22 protein-coding genes are annotated in these 22,596 nt (G+C 64.6%); 10 read left to right on the top strand and 12 right to left on the bottom strand.

All coding sequences use genetic code 11. From position 1 onward, the window contains the following. Positions 1–42: 42 nt before the first annotated feature. The gene (locus tag A5634_RS16775; RefSeq protein WP_065145158.1) at positions 43–543 is read left to right on the top strand and encodes a nucleoside deaminase; all 501 of its coding nucleotides are present in this window, start codon (positions 43–45) and stop codon (positions 541–543) included. A 103-nt stretch (positions 544–646) separates the two neighbouring features. On the opposite strand, the gene A5634_RS16770 is transcribed toward A5634_RS16775, so the two are convergent. After that, entirely contained in the window at positions 647–1,660 is a 1,014-nt protein-coding gene (locus A5634_RS16770) for an oxygenase MpaB family protein (protein ID WP_065145157.1), read from the bottom strand. Positions 1,661–1,726: 66 nt separating this feature from the next. On the opposite strand from A5634_RS16770, the gene A5634_RS16765 reads away from it, so the two are divergent. The 5 genes from A5634_RS16765 to phoU all read left to right on the top strand — a co-directional run bounded on the left by A5634_RS16765 (position 1,727) and on the right by phoU (position 7,741). Next, positions 1,727–2,329 (top strand): TetR/AcrR family transcriptional regulator, encoded by a 603-nt coding sequence (locus A5634_RS16765; protein ID WP_065145156.1) that lies wholly within the window; start codon positions 1,727–1,729, stop codon positions 2,327–2,329. 130 nt (positions 2,330–2,459) lie between these two features. After that, on the top strand, positions 2,460–3,482 hold the full coding sequence (locus A5634_RS16760) for an acyl-ACP desaturase (RefSeq protein WP_065145155.1): 1,023 nt from the start codon (positions 2,460–2,462) through the stop codon (positions 3,480–3,482). 7 nt (positions 3,483–3,489) lie between these two features. After that, positions 3,490–4,623 (top strand): tRNA dihydrouridine synthase DusB, encoded by a 1,134-nt coding sequence (dusB, locus tag A5634_RS16755; protein WP_065145154.1) that lies wholly within the window; start codon positions 3,490–3,492, stop codon positions 4,621–4,623. Positions 4,624–4,817: 194 nt separating this feature from the next. Beyond that, positions 4,818–7,016, top strand: a complete 2,199-nt coding sequence (locus A5634_RS16750) for an LCP family protein (protein ID WP_081290482.1) — start codon at positions 4,818–4,820, stop codon at positions 7,014–7,016. Between the two features lie 56 nt (positions 7,017–7,072). Beyond that, on the top strand, positions 7,073–7,741 hold the full coding sequence (gene phoU / locus A5634_RS16745) for a phosphate signaling complex protein PhoU (RefSeq protein ID WP_065145153.1): 669 nt from the start codon (positions 7,073–7,075) through the stop codon (positions 7,739–7,741). A gap of 5 nt (positions 7,742–7,746) precedes the next feature. On the opposite strand, the gene A5634_RS16740 is transcribed toward phoU, so the two are convergent. From A5634_RS16740 to A5634_RS16690, 11 genes are all read right to left on the bottom strand, one after another. Further along, a complete protein-coding gene (locus tag A5634_RS16740; protein ID WP_172831721.1) occupies positions 7,747–8,748 on the bottom strand; it encodes a methyltransferase in 1,002 nt (333 codons plus the stop codon). A gap of 11 nt (positions 8,749–8,759) precedes the next feature. Beyond that, the gene (locus A5634_RS16735; protein ID WP_065145151.1) at positions 8,760–9,986 is read right to left on the bottom strand and encodes a cytochrome P450; all 1,227 of its coding nucleotides are present in this window, start codon (positions 9,984–9,986) and stop codon (positions 8,760–8,762) included. 10 nt (positions 9,987–9,996) lie between these two features. Further along, the gene (locus tag A5634_RS16730; RefSeq protein WP_155769581.1) at positions 9,997–11,097 is read right to left on the bottom strand and encodes a hypothetical protein; all 1,101 of its coding nucleotides are present in this window, start codon (positions 11,095–11,097) and stop codon (positions 9,997–9,999) included. A 16-nt stretch (positions 11,098–11,113) separates the two neighbouring features. After that, positions 11,114–12,040: a branched-chain amino acid transaminase gene (locus A5634_RS16725; RefSeq protein ID WP_065145149.1), complete on the bottom strand. Its 927-nt coding sequence runs from the start codon at positions 12,038–12,040 to the stop codon at positions 11,114–11,116. Further along, positions 12,037–13,062, bottom strand: a complete 1,026-nt coding sequence (locus A5634_RS16720; RefSeq protein WP_155769580.1) for a hypothetical protein — start codon at positions 13,060–13,062, stop codon at positions 12,037–12,039. Before A5634_RS16720 ends, A5634_RS16725 begins: the two co-directional genes overlap by 4 nt. A gap of 89 nt (positions 13,063–13,151) precedes the next feature. Then, positions 13,152–13,928 (bottom strand): phosphate ABC transporter ATP-binding protein PstB, encoded by a 777-nt coding sequence (gene pstB / locus A5634_RS16715; RefSeq protein ID WP_065145147.1) that lies wholly within the window; start codon positions 13,926–13,928, stop codon positions 13,152–13,154. A 58-nt stretch (positions 13,929–13,986) separates the two neighbouring features. Next, positions 13,987–14,901 (bottom strand): phosphate ABC transporter permease PstA, encoded by a 915-nt coding sequence (gene pstA / locus A5634_RS16710; protein WP_065145146.1) that lies wholly within the window; start codon positions 14,899–14,901, stop codon positions 13,987–13,989. Further along, positions 14,898–15,938: a phosphate ABC transporter permease subunit PstC gene (gene pstC / locus A5634_RS16705; RefSeq protein ID WP_065145145.1), complete on the bottom strand. Its 1,041-nt coding sequence runs from the start codon at positions 15,936–15,938 to the stop codon at positions 14,898–14,900. The genes pstA and pstC overlap by 4 nt, the downstream gene beginning before the upstream one ends. 82 nt (positions 15,939–16,020) lie before the next feature. Next, complete coding sequence (pstS, locus tag A5634_RS16700; RefSeq protein ID WP_065145144.1) at positions 16,021–17,136, bottom strand: phosphate ABC transporter substrate-binding protein PstS; 1,116 nt, start codon at positions 17,134–17,136, stop codon at positions 16,021–16,023. 71 nt (positions 17,137–17,207) lie between these two features. Further along, on the bottom strand, positions 17,208–18,149 hold the full coding sequence (gene mshD, locus A5634_RS16695; RefSeq protein WP_065145143.1) for a mycothiol synthase: 942 nt from the start codon (positions 18,147–18,149) through the stop codon (positions 17,208–17,210). Continuing rightward, on the bottom strand, positions 18,146–18,943 hold the full coding sequence (locus A5634_RS16690; protein ID WP_253861673.1) for a winged helix-turn-helix transcriptional regulator: 798 nt from the start codon (positions 18,941–18,943) through the stop codon (positions 18,146–18,148). The genes mshD and A5634_RS16690 overlap by 4 nt, the downstream gene beginning before the upstream one ends. Positions 18,944–19,136: 193 nt before the next feature. On the opposite strand from A5634_RS16690, the gene lmeA reads away from it, so the two are divergent. From lmeA to A5634_RS16670, 4 genes are all read left to right on the top strand, one after another. Then, positions 19,137–19,943, top strand: coding sequence for a mannan chain length control protein LmeA (gene lmeA, locus A5634_RS16685; protein ID WP_065145142.1), 807 nt, complete (start codon positions 19,137–19,139; stop codon positions 19,941–19,943). 360 nt (positions 19,944–20,303) lie between these two features. Next, the gene (locus A5634_RS16680) at positions 20,304–21,137 is read left to right on the top strand and encodes a sulfurtransferase (RefSeq protein ID WP_065145141.1); all 834 of its coding nucleotides are present in this window, start codon (positions 20,304–20,306) and stop codon (positions 21,135–21,137) included. A 1-nt stretch (position 21,138) separates the two neighbouring features. Beyond that, entirely contained in the window at positions 21,139–21,441 is a 303-nt protein-coding gene (locus tag A5634_RS16675) for a DUF1416 domain-containing protein (RefSeq protein WP_065145140.1), read from the top strand. A 266-nt stretch (positions 21,442–21,707) separates the two neighbouring features. Next, the gene (locus A5634_RS16670; protein ID WP_065145139.1) at positions 21,708–22,577 is read left to right on the top strand and encodes a hypothetical protein; all 870 of its coding nucleotides are present in this window, start codon (positions 21,708–21,710) and stop codon (positions 22,575–22,577) included. Positions 22,578–22,596: the final 19 nt, after the last annotated feature.

Raw genomic sequence — 22,596 nt, 5'->3', positions numbered from 1 at the left:
TCACAGACCCGGCAATGATTCTTCCGACTACCCTGAGCAGGCATGACTGACTTCGCCCAACGGGCCATCGACCTCGCTCGCCAGAACGTCGCCGAGGGCGGTCGGCCGTTTGCGACGGTGATCGTCAAGGACGGCGAAGTCCTGGCCGAGAGCGCCAACAAGGTGGCGCAGACCAATGATCCGACCGCCCACGCCGAGATCCTGGCAATCCGCGCAGCATGCACCAAGCTGGGTACCGAGCACCTGGTCGGAACCACCTTTTACGTTCTAGCCCACCCCTGTCCCATGTGCCTGGGCTCGCTCTACTATTGCTCGCCGGACCAGGTCGTGTTCCTGACCGCGCGCGATGCCTACGAACCGCACTACGTCGATGATCGCAAGTACTTCGAACTCGCCAACTTCTACGACGAGTTCGCCAAGGACTGGCAGGACCGTCGACTACCCATGCGGTACGAGCCCCGTGAGGCCGCGGTGGACGTCTACCGGTTTTGGCAGGAGCGCAACGGCGGAGACCGTCGGGCGACCGCTGTTCCGGCCGTGTGAGGCCGGGCGATGCGCGCCGAGTGTGCGGTCCACGACGCGCCACGCGAGCGGAGCGTCGTGGATTGCACAGTCGGCGCGGAGATCTAGACGACCGGGCAGAGATCTAGACGACGGGGCAATAGTGCTTTGGGTTGCCGCGCTCGGACACCGGCGGCAAGTTGCGCGCGGGTGTCTGGGGCAGCGGCGCGTCTACCGGGATGCGCCCGCTCACGCGGTCGAGACCGGCGCGGGCCCGCGGATGCTTGCGGTACCTGGGTGGCACGAACGCGAAGACCGCCCGCACCAGGTTGCCGAAGCGTCGGTGCAACCACTCGTCGCGGACCGACCACGTGAAGCCCAGCCGCTCTCGCACCGCCGGGTGATAGAAGCCGACCGTCAACCAGAGGAAGAACGGCCGCGATAGCTTGGTCAGGCCTCCCCACAGCCAGTCCGGCAACCACGGCGCGATTGGCAGCTTGTTGTATTTCGTCAGATCGAGGACGGTCCGCGTCGCGAAGTTGTCCTCTAATATGTTGCGGCACATGTGGTCCCAGTACACCTGGAAGTCCTCCCAGGTCTCGGGCACCGGCCGCATGCTCATCCCGTACATCCGATACCACTGGATGTGTTCGTCGAACAGTTGGCGCTTGTCGGCTTCGGTCAGGCCGTCGCCGAATCGCTCGGCCACCAGGATGGTGCCCATGAAGAACGTGGAGTGCGCCCAGTAGAAGACGTCGGGGTTCAGCGCGTGGTAGCGACGGCCCTGGTCGTCGACGCCCTTGATGTCGGTGTGGTAGTCCCGCACCTCGGCACCGGTGGTCGGGGCACGGTCACCGTCGAAGACCACCCCGCCGATCGGGTACAGCGACCGCATCACCCGCGGCAGCGGCTCCTGCAGAAACGTCGAGTGCTGCTCGACCGCCGCGCCCAACTGGGGGTGCATGTTCTGCATGGAGCCCGCGAACGGGCCCTGCAGCATGCCGCGCCAATCGCCGAAGTACTTCCACGTCAGGGAATCCGGCCCGAGCGGCGTCGGTGGCGTCTCGTAACCCGACGGCGAGACCGGGCACCCGGCGGCCACGCGGTCATCTTCGGAAGCGCTGGTCACCGGGCAGGTAGCGGACGTATCTTGGGTCACTGGCGGTTTCCTCAATTGTCAGCATTTCTGACTACATGCGTTGTCAAAATCGATTTTAGGAGTGAAGTGCAGGCGGGTCAACGACGGGGTCGCTGGTCTGGCGTCCCCCTGCAGGACCGCCATGCCCTGCGCCGCGACAATCTGGTCGCCGCCGGCGTGGAACTACTGGGCAGCGAAGGCGGGCCCGCGCTGACCGTGCGCGCGGTCTGCCGGCAGGCCGATCTGACCGAACGCTACTTCTACGAGAGCTTCACCGACCGCGACCACTTCGTTCGCTCGGTCTATGACGACGTCTGCACGCGGGCCATGTCGGCGCTGACTTCCGCGAGAACGCCCAGAGAGGCCGTCGAGCAGTTCGTGGCGCTGATGGTCGATGACCCGGTGCGGGGCCGGGTGCTGCTGCTGGCGCCGGCGGTGGAACCGGTGTTGACGCGCTCGGGCGCGGAATGGATGCCGAACTTCATCGAGTTGCTGCAGCGCAAATTGTCGCGGATTGTCGACCCGGTGGTCCAGAAGCTGGTCGCCACCAGCTTGATCGGGGCCCTGACCGGCTTGTTCACCGCTTATTTGAACGGTCAGCTGAGCGCCAGCCGTCAGCAGTTCATCGACTACTGCGTCGACATGCTGCTGAGCACGGCCGCCACCTACGTGCCTGTGGAACGCGGTTAGCCGACAGCGCCTTCGGGCACCCAAAGTCCGTAACCGCAACGTGACTCGCCACACCCGAAGCAAACTTGATGCTACTGACAGACACAGATATTCTGACTGCAACCAACAGACACAGATAACTGGAGATGCCATGTCAGCGGAGCTGACCAACCTGCAGCTATTGCAAGAACTCGAACCGGTCGTGGAGAAGTACCTCAACCGGCACGAGAAGATGCACAAGAACTGGAATCCGCACGACTACATCCCGTGGTCGGACGGCAAGAACTTCTACGCGCTGGGCGGTCAGGACTGGGAGCCCGAGCAGTCCCAACTGTCCGAACTCGCCCAAGTGGCCATGGTGCAGAACCTGATGACGGAAGACAATCTGCCGTCCTACCACCGCGAGATCGCCATGAATTTCGGCCTGGACGGTCCGTGGGGCCAGTGGGTCAACCGATGGACGGCCGAAGAGAACCGGCACGGGATCGCGCTGCGCGACTACCTGGTGGTGACCCGCGCGGTAGACCCCTATGAATTGGAGAAGCTGCGCCTGGAGGTGGTGAATCGCGGCTTTAGCCCCGGCCAGAACCACCAGGTTCGCGACGACCTATTCGCCGAGAGCCTGTTCGACTCGGTCATCTACGTCACGTTCCAGGAACTGGCAACCCGGATCTCGCACCGCAACACCGGCAAAGCTTGCAACGAGACGATCGCCGACCAGCTGTTGGCCAAGATCTCGGCCGACGAGAACCTGCACATGATCTTCTACCGCGACGTCTCCGAGGCCGGCTTCGAAGCTGCCCCGAACCAGGCGATGAAGTCGCTGCACAAGATCCTGCGCAACTTCCAGATGCCCGGCTTCCAGGTGCCCGAATTCCGCCGCAAGGCCGTCTTCATTGCCGTCGGCGGGGTGTACGACCCCCGCATTCACCTCGACGAGGTGGTCATGCCGGTGCTGAAGAAGTGGCGCATCTTCGAACGCGAGGACTTCACCGGCGAGGCGGCCGCGCTTCGCGACGACCTGGCCGTACTGGTCAAAGAGCTCGAAGCATCTTGCGACAAGTTCGAGGTGTCCAAGCAACGCCAACTCGATCGCGAAGAGCGCACGGGCAAGAAGACCACCGCGTTCGAGCTGCATCAGACGGCGGGCAAGTTGACGATGAGCGGGCGGTAGCCGCCCGGTGCGCATTGGTCCCATCGAGCTCGCCAGCCCGGTGGTGCTGGCGCCGATGGCAGGTGTGACGAACGTCGCATTCCGCACACTGTGCCGTGAACTCGAGCAGGCCAAAGCCGGCACGGTCAGCGGACTCTACGTCTGCGAGATGGTGACCGCGCGGGCGCTCGTGGAGCGCCACCCGGTCACCATGCACATGACGACGTTCGCGCCGGAAGAGTCGCCGCGCTCGCTGCAGCTCTACACCGTCGACCCGGACACCACCTACGAGGCGGCCAAGATGGTCGCCGAGGAGGGGTTGGCCGATCACATCGACATGAACTTCGGCTGCCCGGTGCCCAAGGTGACCAAACGCGGCGGCGGCGCGGCCCTGCCGTACAAGCGGCGGCTGTTCGGCCAGATCGTCGCGGCGGCCGTGCGCGCCACCGAAGGCACCGGCATACCGGTGACCGTCAAGTTCCGCATCGGTATCGACGACGAGCACCACACCCATCTGGACGCCGGACGGATCGCCGAGGCCGAGGGCGCCGCCGCGGTGGCACTGCACGCGCGCACCGCCGCACAGCGATATTCCGGAACCGCCGACTGGGACCAGATTGCGCTGCTCAAGCAGCAGGTACGCACTATCCCGGTGCTGGGCAACGGCGACATTTACGACGCCAGCGACGCACTGGCCATGATGGCCGCCACCGGTTGCGACGGTGTGGTCATCGGCCGCGGCTGCCTGGGCCGACCATGGCTTTTTGCCGAATTGTCGGCCGCTTTCACCGGCACCCCGGCACCGACGCCACCGAACCTCGGTGAGGTCGCCGACATCATTCGCCGGCACGGTGCATTGCTGACCGAGCATTTCGGCGAAGACAAGGGCATGCGCGATATCCGCAAGCACGTCGCCTGGTATTTGCACGGCTTCCCCGCCGGATCGGACTTGCGACGGGCGCTGGCGCTGGTCAAGACGCTCGATGAACTCGACGAGCTGCTGACCCGGTTGGATGGTGGCGTGCCCTTCCCGGCGGCGGGCAACGGCCCGCGCGGTCGGCAGGGCTCACCAGCGCGGGTGGCACTACCCGATGGCTGGCTCAACGATCCAGACGACTGCGTGGTGCCCGAGGGCGCTGACATGATGCATTCGGGCGGTTGATCCGCAAGTGAGGGTGGCTGAACCGAGATCCTCTTGAAATCGCGTCTCAGCCGATAAATCAGTACGATGTGAGCCTTAATGCAATTCTGCGGCGCCGACCACGTCGGTGCTGCAGTGATGTTTGCGAAGTTATGCACCGAACACACGTCTCGACCGAGGACGTACGCATCGCGACATTCGGAGGCCGGTAGGACATGAGTGACGGCGATAATGACGCCACTCCTAGCCGTCGGCGCGCGCGAAAAATTGGCGACGGTGATGACTTCCTTACCGCAAATCAGCATCCATTGCCAGGCGCCGCGCCGTGGGAGCGGTTTTCCGTCCCGCCGCTCGATGACGACCTGTGTCGATGGTCGACCGGTACGTCCCCGGAGCCCGCGGACCGCGAGGAGCCCTCAGCACCCGGGGAGAACCCGAAGCACCCGGCGGCCCGGGAACCCGAAGCCGGTGGCCACAACGACGGCGTCCTGAGCGTCGCCGATCTGATCGCCAAGCTCGGCGCCAAGCTCCCGGACCGTCCAACTCCGCATCATGTCGCCGACGAACCGGACGCCGCACCGGAAGCCGAACCGGAACCGCCGGCCGCCCCCGAAGGTGACGACCTGCTGGACACCCAGGTCATGCCCATCCCGGCATACTCGCTGCAACTGTTCTCCGAGCTGCCCGACCTCAGCGCGGACTATCCGCGGGATGCGGAGGAGGACGAGTCCGCGCCGCGGCGCAAGCGACTCCGCAAGTCGGCCAAACCCAGCGCCAAAACCAGCCGCAAAACCAGCCCCAAAACCAGCACAGCGCCCAAGAACCCTGACAAGAAACGACGCCGCCGACCGGTGCTGATCGCAGGCCGTTCCCTGCTGACCCTGGTCGCGCTGCTGTCGATGGTGCTGACCGGCGGCGCCTGGCAGTGGAGTTCGTCGAAGAACAACTCGCTGAACACCGTAAGCGCGCTTGACCCGCAGTCCGCCGACATCGTGGACCCCAACGGCCAGTACGGAGACGAGAACTTCCTCATCGTCGGGATGGACTCGCGCTTGGGCGCCAACGCCAACGTCGGCGCGGGCGACACCGAAGATGCCGGGGGTGCCCGGTCAGACACGGTGATGCTGGTCAATATTCCGGCCGACCGCAAACGGGTGGTCGCGGTGTCGTTCCCGCGCGATCTGGCGATCAACCCGATCCAATGCGAGGCGTGGAATCCCGAGAACGGCAAGTACGGACCCATCTACGACCCGAAGACCGGCAAGACCGGCCCCCGCATGGTCTACACCGAGACCAAGCTCAACTCGGCGTTCTCCTTCGGCGGCCCCAAGTGCCTGGTCAAGGTCGTTCAGAAGCTGTCCGGCCTGAGCGTCAACAGGTTCATCGCGATTGACTTCGTCGGTTTCGGACGGATGGTCGAGGCGCTCGGCGGCGTCGAAGTGTGCAGCACTACGGCACTCAAGGACTACGAGTTGGGCACGGTGCTCGACCACGCCGGTCGCCAGATCATCGATGGGCCTACCGCACTGAACTATGTGCGCGCGCGACAGGTCACCACCGAGAGCAACGGCGACTACGGCCGCATCAAGCGCCAGCAGCTGTTCTTGTCCTCGTTGCTGCGGGCGATGATTTCCGAAGACACGTTGATGAACCTGAACAAGCTCAACAACGTCGTCAACATGTTCATCAGCAACAGCTACGTCGACAACGTCAAGACCAAGGACCTGGTCGAACTCGGCCGATCGCTGCAGCACATGGCGGCCGGGCACGTCACGTTCGTGACCGTGCCCACCGGTGTGACGGACCAGGACGGCAACGAACCACCCCGCACGGCCGACATGAAGGCGCTGTTCACCGCCATCATCAACGACGACCCACTGCCCAAGGAGAACGACCACAACGCGCAGAGCCTGGGCGCGTCCCCAAGCTCGGGGTCGACCACCTCACCTAGCACCACCAAGAAGTCGCCCCCGGCAGCGCCAGGCAACGAGGTCCGTCACGAGCAGGTGACGACGACCTCCCCGCAAGAGGTCACCGTGCAGGTGTCCAACGGCACCAGCACCTCAGGCCTGGCCGCCACCGCCGCCAGTCAGCTCAAGCGCAACGGGTTCAACGTGATGACGCCCGACGACTACCCGAGTTCGTTGAAGACCACGACGGTGTTCTTCTCGCCCGGAAACGAGCAGGCCGCCGCTACGGTAGCCGCGGCGTTCGGCAATTCGAAGGTCGAGCGGGTCACCGGTATCGGCTCGGTGGTGCAGGTGGTGCTCGGTCCGGACTTCAGCGCGGTCACCGCTCCCCCGCCCAGCGGATCCTCGGTCAGCATGCAGATCAGCCGCAACACCAGCAACACGCCGACCAGGCTGCCCGAGGACCTGACGGTCACCAATGCCGCCGACACTACTTGCGAATAGCGGAAAGACGCGCCCGCCTCACGCCATCCGCTAGGTCCAGAACGTAGGCTTTACCTATGAGAACCGCCTACCACGAGCAGCTCGCGGAATTGTCCGAGCGACTCGGCGACATGTGCGGCCTGGCCGGGGTTGCGATGGAGCGGGCCACACAGGCCCTGTTGCAGGCCGATCTGGTGCTCGCCGAGCAGGTAATCACCGACCACGAACGCATTTCGGCGCTCAGCACTCAGGCTGAGGAAAGTGCCTTCGTGCTCCTGGCTTTGCAGGCACCGGTCGCCGGTGACCTGAGGTCTATCGTCAGCGCGATCCAGATCGTGGCCGACATCGACAGGATGGGCGCGCTGGCGCTGCATGTCGCCAAGATTGCCCGCCGCCGGCATCCCCAGCACGCATTACCCGAAGAGGTCAACGGTTACTTCGCCGAAATGGGCAGCATCGCAGTCGAATTGGGGAACAGCGCGCAGGAGGTGCTGATCTCCCGCGACCCGGAGAAGGCCGCGCGGATCCGCGAAGAAGACGACGCAATGGACGACCTGCATCGGCACCTGTTCAGCGTGCTGATGGACCGGGACTGGAAGCACGGGGTGGCGGCGGCCGTCGACGTGACGTTGCTGGGACGGTTCTACGAACGCTTCGCCGACCACGCGGTCGAGGTGGCGCGCCGGGTCATCTTCCAGGCCACCGGCAAGTTCACCGAGGGCGAGACGACCCCCACCACGCACTGAACGCCCTAGAGACGTTCGGCCTCGATCACGTTCATCAGCGAGTGCGTGGGTACCACGCGTAACAGCCGAAATCCCGTTGCCGCGAACAGCTTCTCTACCGCCGCCAACGTTCGCTCCCGGCCGCCGTCATAGAAGACCAGCATTTCGAGGTCGAGCAGTTTGGCGAATCCGGCCGTATTGCCCGGCTCGACCACCGCGTCGATCACGAACAACCGGGCACCCGGTCGCGCCGCACGCTGGATCGTGGACAGAATTTTGATCGCCAGGTCGTCCCTCCAGTCGTGCAGGATGTGCTTAAGCACGTAGCCGTCTCCGGCAGGAACCTCGACGAAGAAGTCGCCGGACACCAACGAGCAGCGGGTCGCGGCCGGAGAACTGTCGAGCGCGGCCTGAGCGTGTCGGATCACGTCCGGCTGGTCGAACAGGATCCCACGCTGATCCGGGTTGCGCTCCAGCACGCTGAGCAGGAACGCGCCATGTCCGCCGGCGACGTCGACCAGCGTCGGCACCTGCGAAAAGTCGAACGCGGCGTGAATGGCGCTCAACTCCTGCGCGGAGAACGCCGTCATCGCCTCACCGAAGATTCGGCCGAACTTCGGATCACCCTTCATATAGTCGAATGCGTGCGCACCGTTGACGGCCTTGAACGCGGATTCGCCGGTGCGGATGCTCTCCCGGAGCTCACCCCACGCGTCCCAGGCCGGCCGACCGCCGAACATCAGCGCCATCGACCGCATGGACCCGGGCACGTCGGAACGCAGGCTCTCCGACATCCCAGTGTTGGCGAACCTTCCCGCTGTGTCCTCCGCGAAGACCCCGACGCTCGCCAGCGCCCGCAGCAAGCGATGCAGCGAGTCGGGGTGAGCACCGCAAGCCGCCGCAAGATCTTCGACCGCCCTGGGGCCGGCGGCGAGTTCATCGGCGATGCTGAGCTCGGCTGCGACCGAAATCGCTTGTGACACCCACTTTCCCGCTAACAGGTCGAGCACGCTGACACTCGGTTCCATTGCTGCACTCCTCATTTGACGGGCAGTTGCTTGACGCCGTTGAACCAGTTCGACCGGATACGCGGTGTGGGTCCCGCGACGGCGAGCTCGGGCAGTCGCCGCACGCATTCCCCGATCGCGGTCCGCGCCTCCATCCGTGCCAGCGCGTTACCGAGACAAAAGTGCGGGCCGTGACTGAAACTAAGGTGGTCGTTGGGAGTTCGCGTGACATCAAGTGTGTCTGGATCACAGAAGATGTCTTCGTCACGGTTCGTCGATGCGAAGAACACCGCCACCTTGTCTCCCGCGGCGATGCGTTGGCCCCCGACATGGGTGTCGCGGGTCGCGGTGCGCCGAAAGTGTTGGATTGGCGGGTCGTAACGCAGGAACTCCTCGACCGCGCTGGGAACCAGTGCGGGGTTGTCCAGCAGCTTTTGGCGCTGCTGCGGGTGCCTCATCAAAGCCAGCATTCCGTTGCCGATCAACAGCCGGGTGCTGTGCGTTCCGGCCGCCAGTAGGAGCAGGAAGAACATTCCGAACTCGGAGTAACTCAGTTTGTGTCCGTCAATCTCCGCTGCCATCAGCCGACTCAACAGATCGTCGCGGGGGGCGTGGCGCCGCTCGACGGCCAAAGCGTGTGCGTACTCCATGAACTCGCGGGTGGTCTGGGCGCGTTGCGCCTCGGACGTTTGGTATTCGACGTCGTCGGGAGTCAGTAGTTCATGGACCCAACGATTCATCACCGGACCATCCTGGTCGGGCACCCCAACCATGTGCAGGATCGTGGCGACGGGCAGCTGCGCGGCGAAATCCGTTATCAGGTCTACGTTTTCGCCTGCGGCGAGTCTGTCGAACAGGGTCTCGATCAAGGTGCTGACGTGAGCATGAACCCAGGCTTGCACCCTGCGCAACCCTTGCGGCGTGAACGCCTGGCCGATGATTGCCCGACGGCGAGTGTGCCGCGGCGGATCCATGTTGGCCAGGTGGTCGGGTGAGACCCGCATGTCCTCGCGCGGCAGGTCCGCGATCTGCGTCCCGCCGCGCTCCGACGAGAACGAGTCGGCGTCGCGCAGCACCCGGTGGGCGTCGCGATGCTTGGTGACGGCCCAGAAACCGCGACCCCCGGGCTCGGCGTGAAAGTACACCGGGGCCTCGCGACGCAGCAGGGCGAACTGCTCGTGCGGCACGCCTTCGAGATAGACATCCGGACTCAGGATGTCCACCCCGTGGCCGAAGTCGCCCGTTATGGCCGGATTCATCGCTAGCCGGCTATGCGGCCCGGGTGAGTTCGACGAGCCGATTCGTCATCGCGCCGATCATGGCCCAGGCCTCGCCGAGGACTTGCTGAAGTCGTTGATAAGTACGCGGACCCGCTCTGCGAATCAGCTCCTCCCCGATTGCCGCGTGTTCGTCGTCGGCCTCCACGTGTAGCTCAAAGTAGTTGTTGTTCAAGTACTTTGCCAACACCGGCATCGCCTTGCGGTGATACACCGAACTTGCGTTCTCGATGACCAGGTGGACGATGGCAGCCTTCTCGACATCGTCGAGCACGAACATCTGATGCGCGAACCAGTCGGTGACCGCTTCTATGATCGGGTCCCGGAATTGCTCCTGGTCCGCTGCGTTCTCCTCGTCGGGGTCGGCACGGTCCGCGTGCAGGACGTCGTGGCCGAGTTCCTCTGTCATGTGACCGAAGAAGGCTTTCTCGAAGATCGGGTCGCGGACCGAGGCCTGCCTCGAGAACAGCAGCGTCTGATTCCCGTCGACCCAGATCTGCAGGGCGTCCTGGTAAACCTTTCGCTTGGTCGGGTCTTCCAGCGTGCCATCGGCAAGCAGGTCGAACACCGGAAGCCGACCGAATTCCTCGATGCGGTCCCGATTCCAGGCCAACAGTTGCGCGTGCGCGCCCGCTTCGGCAGCGGGGTCGGCGAACAGTACCCGCGGCTGTTCGGGTTCGGTGTACAGACCAGCGCCGAATTGAATCGAGATACCCGAAAGTCCTTGGCGCCCAGCAGTAAACCCGTGGTGGCAGCCGGGCGGCACCACGACGACATTCCCGGCGCCCACCTGCCGGGTGAGGTCGCCGTTGAGCGTGCCCGACCCGGCGAAGAAGATCATCATCGATTGGATGGGGTGGACGTGAACGTCGAGCGTCTCTCCCGCCTGCAGCCGCACCCAACTGATCCCGAATTCGGAGCCCGGCGGCAAGAACTCCGCAAGACCCTGGTGCCAGCGGAAGTCGCGCAACTCACCGAGCACGTGGGTGACACCGTCCTGCTCTACGGTGCGGATGGCGGGAATGGAATCCCTTGGTACCACGTCCCATAACGTTCCGGCTGCTTCGTTCAGTTCGTCGGCCAGGGCCGTCATCATTGCTCCTCTCGGGTCAAACCAGCGTTATCCACTTGTGTGCCTGTGCCGCGCAACCGCGGACGGTGGCGGCATAGAACTCGGCGAGTTGGCGTGTCACCGGGCCGATCTCGCAGCCACCGATGCTGCGGCCGTCGATCTCGCGGATCGGGGTCACTTCCGATGCGGTACCGGTGAAGAACACCTCATCGGCGCTGTAGAGGTCGTCGCGCGTGAAGCGCTCCTCGCGGATCTCCAAGCCCATCCCCCTGGCAAATCCCAGAATCGTCTCGCGAGTTATTCCTTCGAGCACCGAAGTCACCGGCGGCGTCCACACTTCGGCATCCCGGACGCTGAAGACGTTGGCGGCCGTGCCTTCGGTGACGCAGCCGTCCTGATCGAGCAGGATCGCGTCGTCGGCTCCGGACGACTTCGCCTCCGCCAGCGCGAGCATCGCAGTCATGTAGTTCGCATTGGCCTTGGCGCGCAACAGGTGTGAGTTCGGATGATTGTGGGTGTAGGTCGAGGTGCGCACCGAGATTCCGCGCCGCTCTTCGGGACGTGCGGTGTCCGTCACCCAGGGCAGCGCCACGACGGCAACGCGCAGGGTCAGCTGGTCGGTGTGCGGGGTCAGGCCACGCACCCCGTCGTAGAAGACGAATGGTCTCAGATATGCGTCGCCGAGTTCGTTCTCCCGGATGACGTCCACCTGTGCCTGCACGATGTCCGTGGGTCGCCAGCTTTGGCGTAACGGCATCCCCAGGATGTGGGCGGAGCGAAACAGCCGCGCCGTGTGGTCTTTTACGCGGAAGATGGCGGCGCGCTTGCCGGTGCGGTAGGCGCGGACACCCTCGAACACCCCGAATCCGTAGTGATTGCTCCAGATCGGTGTGTGCGCGTCTTCGTGCCGAATGAGCTCACCGTCGAGCCAGACGAGCAGACCGGGCGACGGCGAGGTGATCACGCCGCACCGTGAACCTCGGCTCGAACCAATTCGGCAAGGCGATTACTCATCGCGTCGAACATGTCCCAGCCGTCCTCGAGCATGCGGTGCAGCCGGCGGTAGGTCAGGGGATGCAGGCCGGTGAGCAGCTGCGCGCCGAGGTCTTTATGTGCCTCGTCCTCGAGGTGGGCATGGAAATAGTCGAGTGCTCCGGCCGATGCAAACGCCGCCTTGGTGGTCGGTTTGGTGAAGAAAGCCTCCGCGGCTGCCTCAAGAACGAGGTGCACCAGCACCGCCTTCTCCGCATTGTCACGCACCAGCATCTGATGGGTGAACCAGGACAGCGTCGCGTTCATCACCGGGTCGGGCGTGGCCGGCCGATCCGGCGGCAGTAGGGAGTTGTGGCCGAACTCGTCGGCCAGGTGCGCCAGGAATATCGATTCATACGCCTGGTCCGAGCAGGTGGCTTGGCGAGCGACGATGATCTTCTGGAAGGTGTCCGAAAGAGGCCGGATGCGGCGCAGAAACTCCTCGCGGCCGGCGGGGTCGTCCAGGGTGCCGTCGTCGACCAGCGCAAACATCGAACCTTGGCTGGTGTTTCGGACGCGCTGTTCGTTGCGTTCCAGAAGCGTGGCCAACGAGCAGGCGTCTTCGTCCGGGGTCTCGGCGGCGGTGTCGGCGCGGAATGTGATGGCCAGTGCCGCCAAACCGTCGGCTGCTGTGACGGCAAGCCGGTAGCTGCTGCCCGCCGGCACCGTCACGACGTCGCCCACTTGCAGGTCCCGCTCGTCGGAAAGCCGCGCCTGGCCGCCCAGCACCAGCAGCATCGTGTCGAATTCGGCGCTACGCGTGAGGATTTGGTGCTGGTCGCCGTCAATCCATCCCAGCGCTATCTGACCTTCGCCGGGCAACATCTCGCCGAGTTCCGGGTGTGCGGAAAAATCGTGGAGACGTGGTCCGCTCACGCCGTGTCGGGTGGGAATCTCGCGGTATCCGAAGACCTGAACAGATTTGTCGACGCGCACCGGTTGCCTGCCCTTCAACGTTTGATGGTTGACAGGCGAAACTTTGCCGAGCGGCTGCTGCGCGATTATTGCTTAATTGTTGAATTTGCTGGTCAGCAACACTTTGCTCATCCGAAGCGGCCGGAGATGTAGTCCTCGGTGGCTTTCTCAGTCGGATTGGAGAAGATTTTCTCGGTGTTGTCGATCTCGATCAGCCGCCCGGGCCGGCCCACCGCCTCGAGGTTGAAAAACGCTGTCTGATCGCTCACCCGAGCGGCCTGCTGCATGTTGTGGGTGACGATGACGATCGTGTAATCCTGCTTCAGTTCGCTGATCAATTCTTCGATCGCCATCGTGGAGATGGGGTCCAGAGCCGAGCAGGGCTCGTCCATCAGCAACACATCTGGCTGCACCGCGATGGCCCGCGCGATACACAACCGTTGCTGCTGCCCACCGGATAATCCGCCGCCGGGCTTGTCCATCCTGTCCTTGACCTCGTCCCACAGGTTCGCGCCGCGCAGTGAGTGTTCGGCGGTCTCGTCGAGCAACTGACGCTTGCGCACACCCTGCAGCTTCAGTCCGGCCACCACATTGTCGCGAATCGACATGGCGGGAAAGGGGTTAGGCCGCTGGAACACCATCCCGATCGCCCGCCGTACCCCAACGGGGTCGATGCGGGCGCCGTAGATGTCCTCGTCGTCGAGCATGACGCTGCCTTGGACCCGGGCACCGGGGATCACCTCGTGCATCCGATTCAGCGTGCGCAACACGGTTGTCTTGCCGCAGCCCGACGGGCCGATGAACGCCGTCACGCTGCGGGGCAGCACCGACAACGTTACGTCGGCGACCGCATGGAAGGCCCCGTAGTAGATGTTGAGCTCTTTGAGGTCCAACCGTTTAGCCACGTATCACAGCTCCTGCCTCGTTACTGCCTTCACATTCCTTCACAACTACCTTCACAGGTCACGTCTTCTTCGGCGCCAAGATCTTCGCGAGCACCCTCGCCCCGACATTGATCATGGCAATCAGGAAGATCAGGGTCAGCGCAGCACCCCACAGGCGGCCCGCGGGAACCGGGTTGCTGCCGGCCCCGGCGGTCGTCTGGTCATACATCATGCCGGGCAATGACCCCATGAACCCACCGAACATGTCGAAGTTCATCGCGTGCGAGTAGCCGACCAGGATGAGCAGCGGCGATGTCTCGCCGAGCACCCGGGCCAGTGCGAGCAGGATTCCGGTCATGATGCCGGACATGGCGGTCGGCAACACCACCCTGACGATGGTCTTCCATTTCGGTATGCCCAGCGCGTAGCTGGCCTCGCGAAGATCCAGCGGAACTATTCGCAGCATCTCCTCGGTAGACCGCGCGATCACCGGGAGCATCAAGATGACCAGCGCCAAGGCAACCGCGAACTGCGAACGGGACTGGCCCAGCGCAAGAATCCACACCGCGTAGATGAACAGCGCCGCGATGATCGAGGGCACGCCGGCCAAGATGTCGACCGTGAAAGTGACCAGCCGCGCCAGCGATCCGCGACCTCCGTATTCCGCCAGGTAAATCCCGACCAGGACACCGAGCGGAATGGAGATCGCCGCACACGCCACTCCCAGCAGCAGGGTGCCGATGATCGCGTGGTAGGCGCCACCGCCTGGGTCCAGCGTCGTCGTACCGGCTTGCGAATGCGTCCACCACACACTGGTGGTGACCAGCCGGAAGCCCTTGACGACCACCGAACCCAACACCCACACCAGCGGCGCCAGGGCAACCCCCATCGACGCCGTCACCAGGACGGCGGCAAGGCCGTTGGCGAGCCGACGGCGCCAGCTCAGCCCCGAGATCGTCCGCCACTTCAACGGGCGGTCCAGGATCGAGGTCATGGCCGCGCCGTCCCGTTCGCGCCGGCTCGGCTGCCGGTCACCGCGCTGCGGGCCAGCGCGTTCACCAAAAACGTCAGTAAGAACAGCACCAGGCCGGCGGCGATGTAGGCACCGGCCTTGTACTGGTTGTCGAATTCGGCCGCGGTGGCTGCGATCTTGGTGGCAAAGGTGGAACCGCCGTCGAATAGCGACCACCCGAACGCCTGCGCAGTGCCGCGCAAGATGACCAGCAGCGCCACCGTCTCGCCGAGCGCGCGGCCCAGCCCCAATATCGCGCCGCTGAGGTAACCGGACCGGCCGAACGGGAGCACCGTCGTCTTCACCACTTCCCAGCGGGTGGCGCCCAGCGCCAGTGCGGCCTCGATCTGTTCGTGCGGAGTCTGGACGAACACCTCACGAGTCACAGCGGTGATGATCGGCAGGATCATCGCCGCCAAGACGATCCCTCCGGTGAAGATGGTCCCGCCGCCGGAAACGTTGCCGGTGGCGAACAGGAACCAATTCCCGAGGTGCGCGTTGAGCCAGCCGGCCAGCGGCTGCAGCCGCGGTGCCAACACGTGCAGACCCCAGACGCCGTAGATGATCGACGGCACCGCGGCGAGCAGGTCGACCAGGTAGGAGAGCGGCGCCGCGAGCCGGCGTGGGGCGTACTGGGTGAGATAAATCGAAACACCCAAAGCCACCGGCATTGCCAGCGCCAGCGCGAACAGCGAGACGAAGACCGTCACCTGCAGCAGGTCCAGGATGCCGATGCGCATCGCCGAGGTGTCGGTGGTTACCCAGGTACCGCCGTAAGTGAAGAAGTTCTCCTGGTCGCGCTCCAACGCTGGGACGGCACGCCAAAGCAGAAATCCCCCGATGGCAGCGATCAGCACCACGAGCAGCAGACCGGAACCCTCCGCGAGCCGACGAAAGATCCGGTCCCCCAACTGCGGCTTGCCGTACCCCCACGGGCTGATGGGCTGGCCCGGCGGTTTTGGGATAGGCGCGGCAACGACCTCGCCCGAACCCGCATCGGCTGGGTTTGGCGTCGTCACTGTGGTCCCGTCGCTCCGCTTACCGCTGGCTCGGCCGAGCCCCGGTGGCTCCTCTCACTGCGTGCGCAGGTCATCCGTCGGGCTACTGCAGTGCGTTGATCGCGGCGACCAGGCGCTCCTTGACCTTATCCGGCAAGGGGACGTACCCGGCGGACGTGAGGCCGGATTGCCCCTCGTTGACCGCGGTGGTGAGAAAGGCCTTGACCCCCGCTGCGGTGTCCGGCTGGTATCCCTTCGAGCACACGATCTCGTAGGTGGCAAGCACCAACGGATACGACTTTGGCTCCGCGACGGCATAGATCGAACTCAGATCCAGGACAAGGTCGTTGCCGCTGGCCGCGAACGTGACAGCGTTGACGGCGTTGCGGGCAGTTTCGTCGGTAAGCGCGACCACTCCGGCACCGGTATCGATCTGTGCGAACGGGACCCGGGCCTGATCGGCGAGGCCTTTCTCGACGTAACCGATGGCTCCGGTAGTTGCCAGCACTGCCTGGGTCACGCCCCCCGATCGCTGGACACCCTCACCGACTCCGCCTTGAAACTCGGTGCCCACCCCCCGTGTCCAACTCTGCGGCGCGGCGGTGGACAGGTACTTCTGGAAGTTGTCGGTGGTTCCTGACGAGTCCTTGCGGTAGATCGGCGTGATCTTGGTCTTCGGCAACGGCACTCCGGGATTGAGGCCCACCAGGACCGGATCGTCCCACATCCGGATCCCGCCGCTGAAGATCTGCGCCAGCGCATCGGCATCCACCACCAGCCGCGGAATACCGGGCAGGTTGTAGACCAAAGCAATCGATCCGAAGACCAACGGCAGGTCCCATGCCGGGTTGCCATCGCAGCGCTCGGCCGCCGGCCCGATCTGCGTGGCGACCAACGGAGAATCCGACCCGGCGAAGTCGACGTGCCCGGCGATGAACTGTTCACGCCCGGCTCCGGATCCGGTTGCGTTGTAGGACACTGTCTTGCCTGGGCACAGCCGGCCCCAGACCTGGTTGAACAACGCGATCGCGTTCTGCTGGGCCGTCGAACCTTCTGCGGTCACGTCGTTCTTGCCGCCGCAGGATCCCGCACCAGAGGGTGCGCCCGAGATGTTCGACGGGCCGCGGTTGTCGTCGCTGCCGCAGGACACGACTGTGCCGCAGACAAGGATCGTCGTCGTCACCGCAACGGCTGCGGCCTTGACCCCCACGAGTTTCACCGATCCGCTTCCTGCATGACGAGGCACATCCACTGAAACATTGCCAAGTCGGCCGGAAAGTATGCTCCGAATCAGGAAGCAGCCTCGGATTGCGCCGGCGCATAAGCGGTGTCGACGCTGTAGACCGAAAAGCCCGTTTTCTCATAGGTTCGCACGGCAGCCACATTGTCTTTTTCGACGTAAAGCATCGCGGCGGGTTCGGACATTTCGCTGAGCCGCCGCGCCAGCGACGCCAGACCGATCGAGGTCAGGAGCTGTCCCAGGCCGCTGCCTTGCGCCGTCGGGTCAACGCCCAACACGTACACCTCGCCCAGGCCCGCGGGATCGGGATGCACCTTGGTCCAGTGGAAGCCCAGCAGGTTGTCCTCGTCCCCATCCTTGAACGCCAGGAACAATCCGGCGGGATCGAACCACGCCTCGCCGCGCCGCTCATCCAATTCGCGGTCGGTCCAGCCGCCCTGTTCGGGGTGGTAGGAGAACGCGGCATTGTTGACCCTCAGCAGCTCGGCGTCGTCGGACGGCCCCGCGTACGTGCGGATCCGCACGTCACGCAACCGATCCGGCACCTCGGGTTCGGTGGGCGCGTCGATAAGGTCGCGCAGCGAGCGACGCATCTGTACCAGCTCCCGTACCGCAACCAGGTCCAGTGCCGAAGCGGTCGCCTGAGCGGCCTTCAGCGTGCCGTGCGCCCAGAACCGGTTACGCCCGCCGGTCTTGGCCAACGCCGCGCGCGCCAGTGCGGCGCCGACGCCGCGGCGACGCGCCTGGGGATGCACCACCAGTTCCGCCATTGCGTCGGCTTCGTCCCGCGCCGGGCTCAGGTTGAGGTAACCGATGATCCCGGCCTGCGCATCGCTGGCCAGGAGATGATCGGTCCGGTCATGTGTCAACTCGCGCAGCACCTGCTCGCCTACCGGCGCAACGCCATCGAATTCTGTTGCCGCCGTGACTATTTCACGAATGCTCTGTTGATCTGCGGCGGTCAGAGCCGAACGCCACTGCGGCGAAGTCACTGACTGCGCAGCGGGTCGGCAAGCGGATCTGGCAAACCCGCCAAGCCGGCCCCTTCGTCGTCCGCGCCACCCGCGCGCAGGTCCGACTCGGCATCCTCGGATTCCGCGGCCGGCGTCCGGCCCCGTGCGGGGCGAACCGCCTTGTAGCCGACGTTACGAACGGTGCCGATCAGTGCTTCATGCTCAGGGCCGAGCTTGGCCCGCAGCCGACGCACGTGCACATCCACGGTTCGGGTGCCGCCGAAGAAGTCGTAGCCCCACACTTCGTGCAGCAACTGTGCACGCGTGAACACCCGGCCCGCGTGCTGCGCCAAATACTTGAGCAGCTCGAATTCCTTGTAGGTGAGGTCGAGCGGACGACCACGCAACCGGGCCGTGTAGGTGCCCTCGTCGATCACCAATTCACCCAGGCTCACCTTCCCGGCGCTTTCCTGGTCGGCCAGACCGCCGCGGCGGCCCACGACGAGCCGCAGCCGGGCGTCGACCTCGGCAGGTCCGGTACTGGGCAACAGAATCTCGTCCAGGCCCCAGTCGGCGCTGACGGCCACCAACCCGCCCTCGCTGACTACCGCCAATACCGGCGTCGAGCGTCCCGCCGTACTCAGCAAACGGCACAGACCGCGCGCCGCCGAAAGATCGTTGCGAGCGTCAACCAGCACCGCATCCGCATTGCCCGCCTCCAACAGTGAGGACGCCTCGGCCGGCGCCGTCCGCACACTGTGAGGCAGCAGCGACAGCGAAGGTAGGACCGGGTCGGGATACAGCTCCGAGGTCAGCAGTAACAGCTCCAACAAGCCCCTCCAGCGTCGTGGGCAAGGCCTCCCAGACTTTTCGCGACATATGACGTTAGCGGCAAGATCATCTAACGATAACGCCCCAGGGCCTATTCGGCCTGGCGACGAGCCCTTTCCGGCCGGAACACGCGGCGGTCGACCCCGCGACTGTGACCAACCCAACAAGCTCGAGCGGCGATGTCACAATGTCCCGGTGCGCAAAGTCCTGCTCGGTGCAACCGCCGCGGCGATAACGGTTGGCGTCGTCGCGCTCGGTGGCATCGCCGTCGACTACGGCGTCAGCATCTACGCCGAATATCGGCTGTCGAGCAACGTCCGCAAGGCGGCAAACCTCGGGTCTGACCCGTTCGTGGCCATCCTGGCCTTTCCGTTCATCCCGCAGGCCATGCGCCACCACTACAACGAGCTGGAGATCAAGGCCGGCGCCGTCGACCACGCAACGGTCGGAAAAGCCACGCTCGAAGCCACCATGCACTCGGTCGGTTTGTCCGAAGCCTCCTGGTTGATCAGACCCGACGCCAGGCTGCCCGTCGGCGAACTGGAAAGCCGCATCATCATCGATTCGGTGCACCTGGGGCGCTACCTGGGCATCGTCGACCTGATGGTGGAGGCGCCGCCGCAGGAATCCAACGACGCCACCGGCGGCACCACAGAATCGGGAATATCCGGCAGCCACGGACTGGTGTTCAGCGGCACGCCGAAAACGGCCGATTTCGATCACCGGGTCAGCATCTCGGTCGACCTCTCCATTGCGCCGGACGACCCGGCGACCCTGGTGATAACCCCCACCGGCGTGCTTACCGGCCCGGATACCGCCGATCAGACCGTCCCCGACGACAAACGGGATGCTGTGCTCAAGGCGTTCAGCAGCAGGTTGGCGAACCAGAAGCTGCCCTTCGGAGTCGCACCGAACACCGTCGGAGCGCGCGGTTCCGACGTCATCATCGAGGGCATCACCCGCGACGTCACCGTGAAGCTGCAAGACTTCAAACAGTCGTGACGGCGGGGCGTTGGATGGCGTTTTGGCCACTGTTGGCTTCATCACTACGTCATTGGGTAAGCTGACCGACGTGTCAGGCCGCATCGAGCTTCTGCTCACCAACCGCCGCGCAGTACAGCTGCGCCGCGTCGCGGGCTGTTGTTGTTGCTGTAGCTGCTGAGTAGCCGCGCCGATTTGCGCAGCACTCGGAGCATTCCCGGGCCTACCGTGGCATGTCTTCCTTTGCGCAAGAGGCGTACCTAGGAGTACATCCGTGTCGACCATCACCACCACCCGGGTGCGTGGGCGCCCTCGGACGTGCCAGGTAGTGCAGCCCTCCGACCACGCTTTTCACCAGAAATAATCGAAAGGATCCCCACCATGGCACGCTCTGACGTCCTGGTCTCTGCCGACTGGGCTGAGAGCAATCTGGATGCCGCAGACGTCGTTTTCGTCGAAGTCGACGAGGACACCAGCGCATACGACGGCGGCCACATCGCCGGCGCAGTCCGGCTTGACTGGCGAGACGACCTGCAGGACCCGGTCAAGCGCGACTTCGTCGACGCCGAGCAGTTCTCCAAGCTGCTGTCCGATCGCGGCATCGCCAATGACGACACCGTGATCCTCTACGGCGGCAACAACAACTGGTTCGCGGCCTACGCGTACTGGTACTTCAAGCTGTACGGCCACGACAAGGTCAAGCTGCTTGACGGTGGCCGCAAGAAGTGGGAACTCGACGGCCGTCCGCTTTCCGCCGATCCGGTCACTCGGCCCGCCACCTCCTACTCCGCGGCCGTGCCGGACAACACCATCCGCGCCTTCCGGGACGAGGTCATCGCGGCCATCGGCACCAAGAACCTGGTCGACGTGCGGTCGCCCGACGAGTTCTCCGGAAAGATCTTGGCGCCCGCCCACCTGCCTCAGGAGCAAAGCCAGCGTCCCGGCCACGTTCCCAGCGCGATCAACGTGCCGTGGAGCAAGGCCGCCAACGAGGACGGCACCTTCAAGTCGGACGAGGAGTTGGCCAAGCTCTACGCCGACGCCGGCTTGGACGGCACGAAGGAAACGATTGCCTACTGTCGAATCGGGGAACGTTCGTCCCACACCTGGTTCGTTTTGCAGGAATTGCTCGGACACAAGAACGTCAAGAACTACGACGGCAGTTGGACCGAATACGGCTCCCTGGTGGGCGCCCCGATCGAGTTGGGAAGCTGAAATGTGCTCTGCACCTAAGCAAGGACTGACGTTGCCGGCCAGCGTGGACCTGGAGAAGGAGACGGTCATCACCGGTCGCGTCGTTGACCGGGACGGTCAAGCGGTGGGCGGCGCATTCGTGCGCCTGCTGGACTCCTCAGACGAGTTCACCGCCGAGGTCGTCGCGTCGGCCACCGGGGACTTCCGGTTCTTTGCCGCGCCGGGCTTCTGGACGCTGCGCGCGTTGTCGAAGATCGGCAATGGCGACGCCGTCGTGGAACCGTCGGGCGCGGGCGTCCACGACGTGGACATAAAGATCGCCTGACCGGCACGTCCGTTCGCGACTTGAATTGCGGTCGCTACCCGACGGCTGTTCTGACAGCAGACGGGTCGTGAACCTGGTCTGGGGGACGTGATCATCGCATCGGCTTGAGCGACGGCACGACCATCGCCGGCCACTGCACGCATCGCGGCCCAAACCGCTGCGCCGGGCGTATATTTGTGTTCCGCATGGAGGCCATTTGAACCATTGCGACGTCGCGGCGCGACATCACCGTGACGGCTGGGGACGGTGCCTGAAGGGAGCGGCTTGTGGCGCGGGTTGTCGGTGTGCACGGGATCGGACACCAGTGGGATGCCTCGGAGACGCTGACCAAAGTGTGGGCGCCGGCCATGGCGGGCGGCGTCGGGGAGGCCGGCGGAGCGTTGTCGGAGGCCGACGTCACGGTCGCGTTCTACGGCGTCGTTTTCCGCCCGCCCGGACGCATGTTGGGCGACGACCCCCCGATAGATCCAGAAGAGCTCGACGACTTCGAGCAAGACCTGCTGCTCCAGTGGTGGTATGCCGCGGCCGCACGCGACCCCTATGTTGACAGCCCCGACGCCCGAACCCTAGGCACGCCGAAAGTGGTACAGGCAGCGCTGCTGGCGTTGTCGAATTCACGGTTCTTCGCCGGCGTGACGTGCAAGGCGATGTGCGGCAATCTGCGCCAGGTGCGTGACTACCTGCATAACGACAAGATCCGCCAGGAAGTCCGTCAGCGAGTGTTCGAGGCCATCGGCGCCGACACCAAAGTGTTGGTGGGTCATTCGCTGGGCTCGGTGGTCGCCTATGAAGTGCTGTGCAACCACCCGGAGTTGCCGGTCACCACTTTGGTCACGCTGGGCTCGCCGCTGGGAATACCCAACCTCATCTTCGACAGCCTCGACCCCAAGCCGAACGCCAAACCCAAAGGGAAGAAAAAGGATTCAGCTCAACCCCGAGGACAATGGCCGGCCGGTGTCACAGCATGGACCAACATCTCCGACTCCCAAGATGTCGTGGCCCTGCAGCCGGACCTTCGGCCACTGTTCGGATCTAAAGTCGCCAACTGGGTCGTTCACAACGGCGAAGAAGAGCACGGCATCAAGCCCTACTTGACCGCCCGGGAAACCGGCGCGGCCATCGCCGCGGGTCTGTAACGATGGGTGCCTGGCAGGG

Source organism: Mycobacterium asiaticum (assembly GCF_001673365.1).
Lineage (GTDB): Bacteria > Actinomycetota > Actinomycetes > Mycobacteriales > Mycobacteriaceae > Mycobacterium > Mycobacterium asiaticum_A.
The sequence above is the reverse complement of the archived record's forward strand: the minus strand, read 5'-3'. Positions and strand labels throughout refer to the sequence as shown.